This is a genomic window from Pseudoalteromonas sp. SR44-8 (assembly GCF_014163635.1).
Lineage (GTDB): Bacteria > Pseudomonadota > Gammaproteobacteria > Enterobacterales > Alteromonadaceae > Pseudoalteromonas > Pseudoalteromonas rhizosphaerae.
This window is the reverse complement of record NZ_JACJDS010000013.1, coordinates 86,457-102,613: the sequence shown is the minus strand read 5'-3', so window position 1 is coordinate 102,613 and position 16,157 is coordinate 86,457. Positions and strand designations below refer to the sequence as shown.

General features: G+C 41.8%; 11 protein-coding genes. 2 read left to right on the top strand and 9 right to left on the bottom strand.

What is annotated here, in order from left to right:
- Positions 1 to 37: 37 nt before the first annotated feature.
- From H5183_RS08515 to H5183_RS08490, 6 genes are all read right to left on the bottom strand, one after another.
- A complete protein-coding gene (locus H5183_RS08515; protein WP_182731437.1) occupies positions 38 to 3,103 on the bottom strand; it encodes a hypothetical protein in 3,066 nt (1,021 codons plus the stop codon).
- A 433-nt stretch (positions 3,104 to 3,536) separates the two neighbouring features.
- Positions 3,537 to 4,712, bottom strand: a complete 1,176-nt coding sequence (prpF, locus tag H5183_RS08510) for a 2-methylaconitate cis-trans isomerase PrpF (RefSeq protein WP_145233606.1) — start codon at positions 4,710 to 4,712, stop codon at positions 3,537 to 3,539.
- A gap of 11 nt (positions 4,713 to 4,723) precedes the next feature.
- Positions 4,724 to 7,330, bottom strand: a complete 2,607-nt coding sequence (gene acnD, locus H5183_RS08505) for a Fe/S-dependent 2-methylisocitrate dehydratase AcnD (RefSeq protein WP_182731436.1) — start codon at positions 7,328 to 7,330, stop codon at positions 4,724 to 4,726.
- Between the two features lie 146 nt (positions 7,331 to 7,476).
- The gene (prpC, locus tag H5183_RS08500) at positions 7,477 to 8,601 is read right to left on the bottom strand and encodes a 2-methylcitrate synthase (RefSeq protein WP_145233600.1); all 1,125 of its coding nucleotides are present in this window, start codon (positions 8,599 to 8,601) and stop codon (positions 7,477 to 7,479) included.
- 25 nt (positions 8,602 to 8,626) lie between these two features.
- Positions 8,627 to 9,505, bottom strand: a complete 879-nt coding sequence (gene prpB / locus H5183_RS08495) for a methylisocitrate lyase (RefSeq protein WP_145233598.1) — start codon at positions 9,503 to 9,505, stop codon at positions 8,627 to 8,629.
- A gap of 71 nt (positions 9,506 to 9,576) precedes the next feature.
- Complete coding sequence (locus tag H5183_RS08490; RefSeq protein ID WP_145233596.1) at positions 9,577 to 10,281, bottom strand: GntR family transcriptional regulator; 705 nt, start codon at positions 10,279 to 10,281, stop codon at positions 9,577 to 9,579.
- A 264-nt stretch (positions 10,282 to 10,545) separates the two neighbouring features.
- On the opposite strand from H5183_RS08490, the gene rsmF reads away from it, so the two are divergent.
- Complete coding sequence (gene rsmF / locus H5183_RS08485; RefSeq protein ID WP_145234083.1) at positions 10,546 to 11,982, top strand: 16S rRNA (cytosine(1407)-C(5))-methyltransferase RsmF; 1,437 nt, start codon at positions 10,546 to 10,548, stop codon at positions 11,980 to 11,982.
- A gap of 369 nt (positions 11,983 to 12,351) precedes the next feature.
- Positions 12,352 to 13,176, top strand: coding sequence for a polysaccharide deacetylase family protein (locus H5183_RS08480; RefSeq protein ID WP_182731435.1), 825 nt, complete (start codon positions 12,352 to 12,354; stop codon positions 13,174 to 13,176).
- Here the strand turns inward: H5183_RS08480 and H5183_RS08475 are convergent.
- The 3 genes from H5183_RS08475 to H5183_RS08465 are packed head-to-tail and all read right to left on the bottom strand — an operon-like array spanning position 13,173 to position 16,151.
- Complete coding sequence (locus H5183_RS08475) at positions 13,173 to 15,026, bottom strand: metallophosphatase (protein ID WP_182731434.1); 1,854 nt, start codon at positions 15,024 to 15,026, stop codon at positions 13,173 to 13,175. The two genes, H5183_RS08480 and H5183_RS08475, sit on opposite strands and share 4 nt — an antisense overlap.
- A gap of 7 nt (positions 15,027 to 15,033) precedes the next feature.
- Positions 15,034 to 15,813 (bottom strand): TatD family hydrolase, encoded by a 780-nt coding sequence (locus H5183_RS08470; protein ID WP_182731433.1) that lies wholly within the window; start codon positions 15,811 to 15,813, stop codon positions 15,034 to 15,036.
- Between the two features lie 11 nt (positions 15,814 to 15,824).
- The gene (locus H5183_RS08465) at positions 15,825 to 16,151 is read right to left on the bottom strand and encodes a PilZ domain-containing protein (RefSeq protein WP_145233592.1); all 327 of its coding nucleotides are present in this window, start codon (positions 16,149 to 16,151) and stop codon (positions 15,825 to 15,827) included.
- Positions 16,152 to 16,157 lie beyond the last annotated feature (6 nt).

Below are 16,157 nucleotides of genomic sequence, written 5' to 3'. Positions count from 1 at the left end.
TTTAAGAGGGAGAACGACTCTCCCTCTTATTTTTACGTTACTTCGATGAATCTAAAAAACTAATATCAGTGTAATCGATAACTTCACCATCAATATACTCTACAGAAATACCATTTGTGATCTCTGTTACTGTACCAAACTTCATCATCGCACCTGCGAAGTTAGCATTTACGCTACCCATAAAGTCCTCACCCTCTTCTGCCATCAAAGATAGTGTATAGCCAATACTATTATGTAACTCGATATCAACGGCATAATTATCATTTTCATTTGCCCAATCAACAGATAACATCGCAGTGAAATCAATATCACCTGTAACACCTGTTGCGCTGATCATGCCAAGCTCTGTTACATCTGCGCCAGATATGCTTAATGTACCAATAAATCCTGAATCACCGTCAACTATTTCAACACGACTCCAGCCATCTACTGATAACACATTTCCATCAACAGCCGTATCGCTTGAAACTTCCTCTTCAAAGTTAATTACTAAACAAGAATCTGATAGATCTTTAGGAATAGTCCCACTGTTAGCGTCGATACAATTCTGTAAAGCCTCACCCATATCATCAAGTGTTTCAATACTAACTTTTGCACCATCAACTGTTTCAATCATACCGCCAAACGCAAATACAATTGCTTTATTATTGATAGAACCATTAACGTTGATCTTATCGCCATTTTCACTATTAACAAGATTTAGCTCTAATGCATCTTTATCAAAGCTATACGTCCAATTAGGATATCGTGTAGAAACAACACCAGTGGCTTCATCTCCTAAGTCCCAAGCTTCTGTTAGCACATCATAAATAACTTCGGCAGTATCAAATAATGCTCGACCGCCTGTTTTCGTTACCAAAGTTGCATTTCGAATACTCTCAGTGCCTGCTTTAACATCAACTAATACTGTAAATGTTGCAATTGCTGCTTGGGCATCAGATTCAAGTGAGGTTGCACTGCTCAAAGCAGTATCTGCTTCGTTGCTAACGCTTGTGGCTAATGTAGCACTGAGTTTAGCTTCTGCAGATAAATTTGTAGCAATCTCTTTATCACTCGCTTCAGCGGCAATATCCATTAATGCAGCAGCAGCAACCTCAGCTTGTACTGCCGCATTAGCGAGTTCGGCTGCTTTTGCACTAGTCGCTGTAGCCACGGTAATTGCAGCTTGAGCGGATGACAAAGCAAGTTCTGCATTAGCTTTGTTGTCAATCGCTGCAGCGGCAACTGCAATCATAGCTGTTGCTAAATCACTTTGCGCAATCATTGCCGCAGAATCAGCAGCATCTAGGTTATTGCTTGCGATAGTCACATTGCTTTTTGCAACGTCGATATCGATGCCTAATGCAGTCACAGCCTCATTAGAGCGAACCACCTCAGCATCAATCCCCGTAATTAAAGTTGAAACCGCTGCGAGTTGGGTTGCAACAGCGCTACTTAACGAGTTTGCTTTATCAACTAATTGTTGATATTGCTCACCTAAACTTGCGGCGGTTGTTGCAATCCCTTGTGTTGAAGCAAGTGCAGCAGAAAGCTCTACTTGTAACTGGCTATATTCCGCCTTGCTCCCTGATAACGTAAACACATCAGCACTGTAAGCCAAAACCTGCTCGGTTGTTTCTAAACCAGCATCACCCAACGTTTTCACTTTTGTCAATTCAGCAGTACCAACAGCGATTGAGTCGGTAGACGTAGCTAATGCAGCAGTTGTTGCAGTAACTTGTAATTCTAACTCAGCCGCTACTTTAGCTGTTAGATCATCACCAGCATCACAGTTATCTTCACAGCCAATTTTCTCTAATGCTTTTTTAACTTCTTTTGCGGTTTCTTTTAAATCTTTATCAAGCCCTTTATCTTTTGCTTTTGCTTGCACATCTTCAACAGCTTTGGTGGCTTTATTTTTGAGTTTTGCAATTTCATCAGGATCGGTAATACCTAAGTTTTCAGCAACTTTAGCAAATGCTTCATCAATACCTTCACCTGTAACTACTGCGGCAAAAATAAGGCTGGTATTCTCAACTGCTTTTTGTAACTCAGCTGCAATCTTCTGGACAATTTCATTGTCACTGTTGCTTACTTTGCCTTCTTTAACAGCTGCAGATAGACTTGCAATAAGGTCTTTTAATGAGCCATTGGCACCCGCCCCCGCGACAGACTGCAATGAAACGGCAGTTTGAACTAATGCCAAAGTACCTGCATCCAGTGAATCACCTTCGCCAATATCACTGAAATCAACCGCACCACCAAGAGAAATATCACCAAGTAAAGAAGCGGCTTTAATTGCTGTATCAGGCCCTAATACTTGAATTAATGTTTTTAAACTTGCCGCTGCAACTGCTTCATCTGAGACTGCTGAACCATCTTTAGCACCGTCTAACAACATTTTTGCTGCGATACTCGTATATAAAGTCACATTAGCAAAGTACTGCTGCACACCAGTACCATCACCCTCCGCGAAATTAATACCACGAGCACTTGCTGGTGCTGGTGAAGCTTTAATAAACTTAACAACTTGTAATTCAAGATCATCTTTGTACCATTCGCCAAAATCAATCGCGGCATCGCCATTATTGATCATCCCAGCGACTTCAGATGCTGCTGGGGTTTCATCATAGCTGCCACAACCGGTAAATGAATCACACTTGACCATGCTGTCATCTTCTTTCGACGTACTCACCGTAATATAAAGCGGACCCGAAAAGCCGTCTTCTAGATAAATATTATAGGCACCACTGGTTGACGTCATTGTCTCTGTTGGATTAGCTGCCGCAACCAATGCCAATGCTTTGGCATCAGCGTCTGCTTGTGAAGTTGTCGATTCTGCAGTATAGCTTGCATCAGATGCAGCCTCTAAACGATAAGCTACTGGGACAGATTCCCCCGCATCATCAACAGTAGATACTGTCACTTTGGCATTTTTTAACGCGCCTTTTACAGCTTTCCCCGATACTTGGGTATTAAAATTAGTGCTGACTTCGCCTTTGTATACTGTAACTGGTTCAGGCTTGTTATAGTTATTATCATTTTCTGAGCCACAACCGGTCAGGCCGAGAGTCAATGCAACCGAGGCTGCAATTGGGGTAAATTTAATTATTCTTTTCGCCATGAAAATCTCCTAGGGTGCTTGTTAGCAAATAGCATTACTGAAATCGTAGCCTATATTAATATCAACAGTCATTTAAGTTAAAATTATGTATAAAACCGTATCAAATTAACGTAATTAACCACATTATTATTACATGTTATCAACTTACCACCAATATATGACAATTTATAAAAAAATGTAATTTTAATTACACCTGTAAATATGCATCTAACTAGCACTGCCATTTTTAACACAAGTTAAAAGAAATAAAATAAAAAACATTTAAAAACAAAGAATTAAAAAAACACTGTTTTTTTTTGAAACTCATTGAGGGACTAACTTTAGGGGAAATATCAAGCAAAAAATACAATTTGACGCAATACTGTTTACATTTTTTCACATAAATATGGATGTAAAAGTGGCCTGACTGCCACTTTTAGTTTTATTTCACTAATTAATTGACCTCAGGTACTCGGACAACGCCTTCCATTAGCACACGAGCACTGCGACTCATACTGGCCTTGGTAACCTGCCACTTACCGTTTTGAAGTATCGCTTGCGCGCCTACAGTTAATGTACCTGACGGATGACCAAAGTTAACTTCGCTCAACTGACCGCCACCAGCTGCAAGATTAACGAGCGATCCTGCTATCGCAGCTGCGGTGCCGATTGCAACAGCGGCAGTACCCATCATGGCATGATGAAGTTTCCCCATCGACATGGCACGTACCAGTAGGTTGATATTATCACTGTGAATTTCTTTACCGCTTGAAGCTAGATATGTCATCGGTTTATTAATAAATGCCACTTTTGGTGTATGTTGACGCGCTGCCGCCTCACTAATATGAGCGATCAAGCCCATTTTAACTGCCCCATGCGCTCTAATAGACTCAAGCTTAGCTAATGCTTGTTCGTCATTATTTATATCATCTTGAAGTTCAGTGCCGGTATAGCCGATATCTGCTGCATTAACAAAAATAGTAGGGATACCCGCGTTGATCATAGTGGCTCTAAGTACACCAAACTCAGGGACTGCTAGTTCATCTACCACATTGCCTGTTGGAAATAGCGCACCATCGCCATCCGCTGGATCAATGAACTCTAATTTCACCTCAGCGGCGGGAAATGTCACCCCGTCGAGTTCAAAGTCACCCGTTTCTTGTACTTCACCGTTAGTCATTGGCACATGCACTAAAATGCTTTTTTTAATATTAGCTTGCCAAACTCGCACTATAGCCATACCGTTTTCTGGAATACGGCTAGCATCAACAAGACCATTACTAATTGCAAATGCGCCAACTGCAGAGGTTAAATTGCCGCAGTTCCCGCTCCAATCAACAAACGCTTTATCAATAGCAACTTGGCCAAATAAGTAATCAACATCGTGATCAGCTTGCTCACTTTTACTTAAAATAACGGTTTTACTGGTACTAGAAGTAGCCCCCCCCATACCATCGGTTTGTTTGCCATATGGATCTGGGCTACCAATCACTCGCAGCAATAAATTATCTCGCCCAGAACCTGCCACTTGTGCAGCCTCTGGTAAATCGCTGAGATTAAAGAATACCCCTTTACTAGTGCCACCGCGCATGTAGGTGGCAGGTACTTTAATTTGTGGTTTAAATGTCATGACTGTTTTCCTTATACACTTTGCGTGGCTTCTAAAAAGTCTTGAGCAAAGCGTTGTAATACGCCACCTGCAGCATAAATGGATAGTTCTTCTTGAGTATCAATACGGCACTTTGTTGGCACATTTAATACTTCACCATCAGTGCGGGTAATCGTTAAATTAACGCTCGCACCTGGTGTTAATTCACCAGTTACATCGTAACTTTCACTACCATCTAGCTTAAGCGTTTTACGGGTGGTGCCCGCTTTAAATTCCAGCGGTAATACACCCATACCAATTAAGTTAGTACGGTGTATACGCTCAAAACCTTCTGCAGCAATAACTTCAACGCCTGCTAAACGCACGCCTTTGGCTGCCCAATCACGAGAAGAACCTTGGCCATAGTCAGCTCCTGCAACAATAATTAATGGTTGTTTGCGCTGCATATAGGTTTCGATTGCTTCCCACATCCGAGTAACTGTGCCCTCAGGCTCAATACGGGCATATGAGCCTTGTTTCACTTCGCCATTTTCAATCACCATTTCATTAAGTAATTTAGGATTAGCAAAGGTTGCACGTTGCGCAGTTAAATGGTCGCCGCGGTGCGTTGCGTACGAGTTAAAGTCATCTTCTGGCACACCCATATGCGTTAAGTACTCACCTGCTGCACTACTGGCCATAATTGCATTTGACGGTGATAAATGATCAGTTGTGATGTTATCGCCAAGTACCGCTAATGCGCGCATACCTTTCATGGTACGCTCACCAGCGAGTGCGCCTTCCCAATATGGCGGGCGGCGAATATAAGTACTTTGTGGGCGCCAATCGTAAAGTGGGTCGTTATCTTCACCGTAATCAACGGTTAAATTAAACATCGGCTCGTAAACCTTCTTATACTGCTCAGGTTTTACGCTTTGTTTAATCACTGCGTCAATCTCTTCATCTGATGGCCAAATATCTTTTAAGGTTACGTCATTGCCCTGCTGGTCTTGTCCGAGTACGTCTTTTTCAATATCAAAACGAATAGTTCCTGCAATGGCATAGGCAACTACTAATGGCGGAGACGCTAAAAATGCTTGCTTAGCGTACGGGTGAATACGGCCATCAAAATTACGATTACCAGAGAGCACAGCCGTGGCGTATAGGTCGCGATCAATCACTTCTTGTTGAATAACGGGATCAAGCGCGCCACTCATACCGTTGCACGTAGTGCACGCAAAGCCAACAATACCAAAACCAAGTTGCTCTAATTCTGACAGTAATTTGGCATCTTCAAGATACGATTGCACTGTTTTTGAACCCGGTGCTAATGAGGTTTTAACCCATGGCTTGCGAGTTAAGCCCTTCGCATTTGCATTACGCGCAATAAGACCAGCTGCAATGACGTTACGTGGATTACTGGTATTCGTACAACTAGTGATAGCAGCAATAATGCAGGCACCGTCCGGCATTAAACCGTCTTCATTTTCAACAACCCCAGAGATCCCCTGCACTGCCAAATCACTGGTTGAAACACGGCGATGCGGATTTGACGGTCCAGCAATATTGCGGCCAACGCTTGATAGATCAAATTTTAATACCCGATCGTACTGCGCTGTTTTTAGGCTGTCGCTCCACAGACCGGTAGTTTTTGCGTAATTTTCAACTAAGGCAATTTGCTCTTCTTCACGTCCTGTTAGGCGTAAGTAATCAATGGTCATCTGGTCGATATAAAACATCGCTGCGGTGGCACCAAATTCTGGTGTCATATTTGAGATAGTAGCGCGATCGCCTAATGTCAATGCATCTGCGCCTTCACCATAAAACTCTAAATAGCTTGATACGACACGCTGGCCACGTAAAAACTCAGTGATCGCAAGCACGATATCCGTTGCTGTAATACCCGGTTGACGTTTGCCACTGAGTTCAACACCAATAATATCAGGCAAACGCATATAAGAGGCGCGGCCAAGCATCACGCTTTCGGCTTCAAGGCCGCCAACACCTACTGCAATGACACCTAACGCATCAACATGCGGTGTGTGGCTATCAGTACCGACTAAGGTATCAGGAAAAGCAATCCCATCGCGGCTTTGGATCACCGGCGACATTTTCTCAAGGTTGATTTGATGCATAATGCCGTTACCCGGAGGGATCACATCAATATTTTTAAACGCAGTTTTAGTCCAATTAATAAAGTGGAAACGGTCATCGTTACGTCTATCTTCAATAGCGCGGTTTTTTTCAAAAGCATCAGGATCAAACCCTGCGTATTCAACGGCTAATGAGTGATCAACAATCAGCTGTGTTGGTACTACTGGGTTAACTTTAGCTGGATCGCCGCCTTTGGCTGCAATGGCATCACGCAAGCCAGCTAAATCAACCAGCGCTGTTTGTCCCAAAATATCGTGACAGACTACGCGCGCGGGATACCAAGGGAAATCTAAATCTTGTTTGCGTTCGATAAGCTGCGACAGTGCTGCGGTTAGCATTTGCGGCTCACAGCGGCGTACTAAATTCTCTGCTAAAACACGTGATGTATAGGGTAAGGCTGCGTACGCACCAGCCTTAATTTCATCAATTGCAGCTTGGGTGTCAAAATAATCGACATTAGAGTTAGGTAAGGGTTTTCTGTATTTAGTATTGTTTATGATAGTCATTACAAGACTCGCTAATTTGGTGACGGTGGTCGCACACGTATAGCGTGTTTAAGGGATGTATGAAAAAAGAGGCCTTAAAAACTATGCGCTAGTGGCAATGTGCAAAAAATAAAAGGTGAGCGTATTTTCGCCCACCTTTAATAGTCTTAACGTGATTCGATTGGCGTATAACTACGCGCTTCTGGCCCAGTGTAATCTGCACTTGGGCGAATAATACGGTTATTAGCGCGTTGCTCTTTTACGTGTGCGGTCCAGCCTGTTACACGGCTCATAACAAAAATAGGGGTGAATAACTTAGTTGGAATGCCCATAAAGTGATACGCCGATGCATGGAAAAAGTCTGCGTTACAAAATAACTTCTTCTCACGCCACATAATTTCTTCACAGCGCACTGATACTGGATAAAGTACCTCGTCGCCTAGCTCTGCAGCGAGTTTTTCAGACCACTTTTTAATGATCACATTACGTGGATCTGATTCGCGATAGATTGCGTGACCAAAGCCCATAATTTTATCTTTACGCTCCAGCATGCCCATGATTTCTTGCTCTGCATGGTCTGCATCTTTAAAGCCTTCAATCATATCCATTGCCGCTTCATTCGCGCCGCCATGTAATGGGCCACGTAACGTGCCAATGGCACCTGTTACACAAGAGTGAATGTCAGATAATGTCGATGCACAAACGCGACCAGTAAAGGTTGAGGCATTAAATTCATGCTCTGCATATAAAATCAGCGATACATTCATCACTTGAGCAAATAACTCTGATGGCGCTTTATCATGTAGTAGCGTTAAAAAATGCGCGCCAACTGAGTCATCATCAGTTTGTGTTTCAATACGCACACCGTCGTGAGTAAAACGATACCAGTAACAAATAATGCTTGGGAATACCGCAACCATACGGTCAATGGCATCATTAGCCTGACTAAAGTCATGCTCCATTTCAAGGTTACCTAGCATAGAGCAACCTGTACGCATGACATCCATTGGGTGCGCGTCTTTTGGAATGTTTTCAAGTACAGTTTTCAGTGCCGGTGGTAAACCACGTAAACTTTTTAGTTTAGCTTTGTATTCGCTAAGCTCTGCAGAGGTCGGTAATTCACCGCGCGAAAGTAGGAAAGATACTTCTTCAAACTGCGCTTTTTCAGCAAGCTCTGCAATGTCGTAACCACAATACGTTAAGCCTGAACCGGTTTGCCCTACTGTACAAAGTGCTGTTTGGCCTGCTACTTGTCCGCGAAGTCCTGCGCCGCCTAATGCTTTATCTACCATGATGTGTCTCCTGTTGAATTTATTATTATTTATCAGATTTTGCTGAAAAAAGGTTATCGAGTGTATTTTCATACGAGTGATAATCTAAAAAGTCATAAAGCTCAGCACGTGTTTGCATATTTTCAATTTGGCTCTGTTGAGAGCCTTCATTTAAAATTGCTGAATAGACGTTAAGTGCCGCTTTATTCATTGCTCTGAACGCGCTGAGTGGGTAAAGCACCATTTCTACGCCTACATCACTTAGTTGCTCTTTAGTATAAATTGGCGTTTGGCCAAACTCAGTAATGTTAGCCAAAATAGGCACATTAATCGCTTTGGTAAAGGCTTGATAGTCGGCAAGATCGTGTACGGCTTCTGCAAAAATCGCATCGGCGCCGGCTTCAACACAGGCTGCTGCACGTTCAATCGCGGCATTTAAGCCTTCTTTTTGAAACGCATCAGTACGCGCCATAATGTAAAAGTCACTGTCAGTTTTAGCATCAACAGCTGCTTTAATACGGTCAACCATCTCGCTTTGCGAGACAATTTCTTTATTCGGGCGATGGCCGCACCGCTTTTGCGCTACTTGGTCTTCAATATGAAACCCCGCCGCGCCGGCTTTGGTCATCTCTTTGACTGTGCGAGCAATATTAAATGCTCCACCCCAACCAGTATCGGCATCAACAAGTAATGGTAAATCGCTGGCACCTGTGATGCGGCGAATATCTTCCAAAACATTATCAAGACTGGTCATCCCCAAATCAGGCATACCAAATGAAGCATTCGCGACACCTGCACCTGAAAGGTAAATTGCTTGATGACCCATTTTTTCAGCCATCATCGCCGTGTAAGCGTTGATTGTGCCGACGACTTGTAATGGATGATTATTGGCAATCGCCTGTTTAAATTTTAATCCTGCTGACATTACATTCTCCTAACTTTGAACGGGGTTGCTTTATGACAACTTATATTTTTTAATGGTTTAATATGACGTTTTTACTGCTCCGCGCGCTCATTTTGCGCGGCATGTAAATTAAACTTCGTTTGTATATTGGCTTGCGATGCACTGATATGGCGCTTCATCAATAACTCAGCTAATTCCCCATCATGGTTTTCAATCGCATTAATAATGGCTAAGTGCTCATCAAACGCTTTTGATACGCGAGGCCCAACCATGCCCATTTGCACACGATACATACGAATTAACTGATAAAGTCCGTTACTCAATAAGTGAATAAGGTGGTCGTTTTTACTGCCTTTAATAATGCGATAATGAAAATCCAGATCGCCGGCTTCTTGATAGTAAGACTCACCCTCTTTTACACGTTGTGTTTTCAGATGCTGATTAAGTAATTGCTTTAAACTTTGTACTTCATCCGGTGCCATATTGTCGGCAGCTAAACGACACGCTAAACCTTCAAGCGCACTGCGAACTTGATATACTTCTATTAAACGTTCAGCTGTAAGTGCCACAACACGACAACCCACATTCGCTTTACGCTCAACTAAATAACAACTTTCAAGGCGGTTAAGCGCTTCACGAAGCGTTGCACGGCTTACACCATAACGCTTTGCCAGTTCTGGCTCGGATATCTTGCTACCTTGAACAATACTGCCTTCGACAATTTCTCGACGCATATCCACAAATACCTGATCTGAGGCGGTAGTAATAGGTGTTTCACTAAAAGCATCTTGCGTCATTGTTCACCTTCTAAGATTGTCGACAATTTACGGATACACTATGGTCTTTAGCTGTAAATGTGTCAACCCTAAATCAGTAAAAACTGCGTTTAAAAACGGCTATTGTCGACATAAGTATAATAAATAATGTTTAAAAACACTTAAAACACACATTTATGCACCAAGTGTCGACAGGTTTGTATACTTTAAAAGATTATTTAAGGCACTGCTCTGAGCCACTAATAATGCTAGAATACAACTTTAAAATTCTCTGTGAGCACTGCCTTGGACGCCAATACCTATATTCCCCAGCATTTTATAGATGACGTAAAGACCTATTTACCAGCACACCTAACATTGGATGACTTTCTCAATGCCTGTCGCAGACCGCTTCGTAAATCTGTACGTGTCAATACGCTTAAAATGTCGGTTGAGGATTTTCAGCAGTATGCCCTTGATAGAGGCTGGACATTAAGCCCAATCCCATGGTGTAGCGAAGGTTTTTGGTTAGAGCGCAGTGAACATGAAGAGCAAGCTCTGGCACTGGGTAACACGGATCTACATTTAAGTGGCGCTATGTATGTACAAGAAGCCAGTTCGATGCTGCCACCAATAGCACTTAAAGACGCATTAACTGATGCAACTCATGTGCTCGACATGGCATCCGCTCCTGGCTCTAAAACTTCTCAATTAGCAGCATTAATGAATAATCACGGGGTATTGGTTGCCAATGAACTGTCGTCATCTCGTTTAAAAGTACTCAGCGCAACCTTAAAGCGTATGGGAGTTGGCAATTGTGCATTGTCGCATTTTGATGGGGCTATTTTTGGCGATTATATGTATGAATGCTTTGACAGTATTTTACTCGATGCCCCATGCTCTGGCGAAGGTACGGTTCGAAAAGATGCTGATGCCTTAAAGAATTGGTCAATTGAGTCAAACATTGATATTGCCAAAGTGCAAAAAAACTTAATAAAAAGCGCTTTCTATGCATTAAAACCAGGCGGTACATTAGTCTATTCAACCTGTACTTTAACCCCGCTCGAAAATCAGCAAGTGTGCGAATATCTTCTCACTGAGTTTGCAGAGCATCTTGAAATACAACCATTAGATCATTTGTTTGCAGGTGCAGAGCGAGCCACAACCAGCGAAGGCTATTTGCATGTCTGGCCGCAAACATTCGACAGCGAAGGCTTTTTTATTGCTAAGTTTAAAAAGCTTGCTAGCTGCGATAATCCAAATCAAAAAGTAAAAAAAGGTGCATTCCCTTTTCAGCCGTTTGACAAAAAATCCAGCCAAGCATTTTACACTGAGCTAAAAAAACAATTTGACCTGACATCACTCAGCGGCTCACTAATGCAGCGCGATAAAGAACTGTGGCTATTCCCTGAGCAGTTTGCCGCCATTGAAAACAAAATAAAATACGCGCGACTTGGTATCCACCTCGGCATGATCCACAAAAATGGGGTGCGTCTTAACCACGAATTTGCCACCGTATTTGGTGGCCAATGTAAGGCTAATGTAATTGCGCTAAGTAACGAGCAGGCCAATGACTACTTTCAAGGTAAAGATATTCGTTTAAGCGAACCTAGCAACGCACTTGGCGAAGTGGTTTTAACCCTTTGTGGCTGTCCGATAGGGCTTGGAAAATGGCAAAAAAATAAAATTAAAAACTCCTTACCTCGAGATTTAGTACAAAACACTCAACTGATCAGCTGGTGATAATAATAAGGTGTGGATAAGTTGGCAACAACCAATGTATAAAATTTAAGCTTTGCGCTTCGTTTTAAGACAAACAGTTGTTTTATAAGCAGTATAAAAAATCATCATTTATTGGGTTTTTTTACATATGTTAACTACACTTAATATTACTTTCTACTTCTCCCTTAATGAACTTAGAAGGTGTTTTTAAAGTTAGCGCAGGCTCATTAGAGCCATCCCCTAAGCCCAGAACAATGCGGATTCGTTCTGGGCGTTTTTTTGTCTATAAATAAGCTATCGTCTTGAAATTTATTCAGTCACTTAGGTAATCATTGCTTTATTACACATAACTTGTTTCTATATATAGACTAAGAAAGTGTAAGGACTACCATGTTAAAAATATCTTCATTGATCATGACTATTTCAGTACTGTCATTCTCTGTTATTGCCAATCCTGAGTCGCAAAAATACCTTGGTTTTAATTACCCGCATAAAGCGCAAAATGCTGTGAGTATCACGTTTGATGATGCCCGTCACAGCCAAGTCGATGTTGGCGCTGCGATTTTGAACAGGCACCAAGTCAAAGCAACTTTTTATGTTTCCCCTTTTAACGTCAAGCAGCGCCTAACTCAGTGGCAAGACGCGGTAAAATCGGGCCATGAAATTGCAAATCATACCAGCAGCCACGTATGTACAGGGAATTTTGAATGGTTAAGAGCACAAGACTTATCACTTGAACACACTACACTCAAGTGGCTTGAAAATGATATTTTATCAGCGCAGCAATACCTAAAAGATCATTTAGGAGTGACCCCTCGCGCCTTTGCTTATCCGTGCGGCAATACATTTGTTGGCCGGGGCATTGATACTAAGAGCTACGTGCCTTTAATCGCTAAACATTTTGACAGCGGCCGAACTTGGTTAGATGAGTCAGCTAATAATCCTAATTTTACTGATTTTGCACAGCTAACAGGACTTAGGATCGACGGAATGAGTTTTGATGAAATCATTACCATGCTGGATCAATTACGGGAAAATAATGCTTGGTTGATTTTAGCGGGCCATGAAATTGGTAACGGAGATCAATATACCACTGACGCAAAAGTACTCGAGCAATTGCTTGTTTATCTGAAAGATCCTGCTAACGGTTATTGGTTAGATACAGTAAGTAACGTTAGCGACTATGTAAGACAACAGCGCAAACCATTAAATTAATCATTGCTTAAATCAAACTCTGTGGTGCGATTATCGGGATGGAGTAACTGATAACGCGCCAGCTTTCCTTGTTGTAATTCAATCAAACTAATCGCTGAATCACTCACCAAGTATTTTTGCCCCTCCCCGATGGTTTGATGTTTATCGACTTCCATCTGCCAACGCTTTGTAAAAAAGTTTAACGGGCTTTTCGGCGCGTATAAAATCGAGTCTAACTTATCCAGCACGTTAATTAATTTACGCGGAAACTCATTTTTAATACCACTGGCAGTAAGTTGCCAAATTCTATTGGGGTGCTTACCAAAGCGTTTCTGTACGGAAAAACAGAATGAGTAATGTACATCACCCGATAAAATAAGCGTTTCTTTAGGGGTATCGTCACGGCGAAAGGTATCCAGTAACTTTTTAGCTGAGCCTTCGTGGGCCATCCAGTTTTCAACATCAACTAATAATGGCTGTCCGCAAATATTAAACAATGACTGAATAGCTTCAATTGATTTAACGCCAAACACCGGTGCGGGTGAGACAATGATCACTTGTTCATGAGTCACTAAACTGTCTTCGAGCTCAGTGAGACGCTCCCAATCAAGTAGACCAGAGGGCTCATTAAAGTTTTGCTCATTACGCCAACGATGAGTGCGGGTATCCAGCACGACCACTTTAGGCACAGTATTCAGCTCATAATGCCAATGATTAAACTCGAGAATGGTTTTATCAAACGCTTTAAATTGCCATTGTTTTTGCTCAGAAAAACTCGTCTTAAACGCATCAAGTAAAGCGGCTGTTTTATGACCTGCATCATTGCCAAAGCCTTGCATCAGCCAATAACTGATCAAGCCATTATTAACAATACGGCGGCTAACTGGATGTTGGTAAATAACCTGCTCCCAACCAGCCGTCAAGTTCCAATCATCGGTAACATCATGATCGTCAAACATCATTAACGTTGAAATATTTGCCAGTAGCACCTGAACGTGTACTAAGCCATTTTTAAAATCCGTTAAAGCTGCTTTTTCATTATCAAAAACTTGCTGGCATTTGGGCGAGCTTGCTTGATAGCTAATACTATCAAAGTCAATTAAGTCCCACAGTAACGGGCTAAAATTGAGTAAATAAAGGGCTATAAACTCTTCAAAAAAGATCAAGTGATTTGCAGCTTTTAAGCTTGAAAAATGTGGCTCATCTTTTTTTAGCCAATAGCCAACCCCTATTTTATTGCGTTTTTGCCAAGGGACCGTCGGTAAATATAAGTGGCGCTGATAAAGTTGTTCACTTAACTGTGCAGGTAAATCAATTGCCAGTGGTTGCTCTTGGTATATTCCTAATACGCTGATCAGTCGTTCAATTGCTAATAACATCGCACCAGCAACATCATCGGCATACACTTGATCACCAGAGAGCAGTAAAACATCCGCCCCGGTTTGATTTACACTGCGATTTTGCTGTTGAAAATCATTCGCAGCCACTAAGCTATCTTTTGCAGGATGATGTGGGTTACGGCATGAGCCATGTAAAATCTGCTCAAGTTTTTGCGGGATCACAAATTCAGGGGTGGCTTTTCCTTGATAACAAAAATCACTTAAATCAACGTCTAAGTTGCTGTTTAATAGTCGGTAGCTGATCAGCTGATTAACAGGCAATGTTGCGGCAATCGGTTTTACGATCACAAAGTGCAAGTAAAGATGAGTACCTAAAGCAATGCTCTGTTGCTCACTAAAAACGTCTATATCATCAAATTCAATACTAAATTGTGATGCTACAGACGTTGCAAACTGTATGCAAACCTCTGCAGCATCAGCTCGGCGCACCATCGGCCCCATTATTAATAGAGGAAGTGATGCTGTGCTCATATGCTAATTAACCTTTGTTCACTAAGTTGAACAATGAGTAGAAGTTTTCCGTAGTCGCGTTGGCAAGCTCTTTGTAGCTAATACCTTTTAAATCAGCAATGTAATAAGCAACATCTTGCACATAAGCGGGCTGATTAGTTTTCCCACGATACGGTACTGGCGCTAGATAAGGCGAGTCTGTTTCGATTAATAATCTATCAAGAGGGATTTGTTTAACAACATCTTTAAGCTCTACGGCATTTTTAAAGGTCACAATGCCAGAGATAGAAATATAAAAGCCTAAGTCGATGGCTTTTTTAGCCATATCCCAATCTTCAGTAAAGCAATGCAATACACCACCACACTTTTGTGCGTTATGTTCACGCATTAAGTTTATGGTGTCGTCGCGCGCATCGCGAGTATGAATTATAAGTGGTTTTTGTAACTCGTTCGCCACTTCAATATGACCCACAAAACTTTCTTGTTGCACGGCATGGGTGTCTTTCGAATAATAGTAATCAAGCCCTGTTTCGCCAATTGCTACTACTTTATCGTGGCTTGCTAAATCAATTAAGCGTTGTTTATCAAGTGCGTCTTTTTGATCAAGCGGGTGAACACCACACGAAGCAGAGACATCACTATAGCCTTGAATTTTTTCTAGCATACTAGGGAATTGATCAAGTGTGACACTCACACATAAAAAGTGTTCAACTTGTTTAGCCCGTGCACTATCAAGTACTTGGTCTAAGTTTAAATCGAGTTTATCAAAATCGAGTCGGTCTAAATGGCAATGAGAATCTACAATCATGTTACTGCTTACTACATGGTATAAGTTGGATTACCAGAGTTTAACATAGTCCCTAGTAGTTTTTCGATCTTCACATTTAGGTTAGTTTTATCATCGATAAAACTAATACCAATGCCCGGTGGATTAGAACTTTGCGCGCCTTGTGGCGTGATCCATGTAACTTTTCCGGTTATTACATCATCTTCAAGCGCATCCGGTAATGTCACTTTTAATGCCAATGAATGACCCATCTCATAACGCATATTAGTGCGCACAAATAGTCCACCATTTTTTAAATACGGCATATAGCAGCGGTATAATTCATCTAGATCATCTAAATCGACTAATAATTCTTGCACAATAAT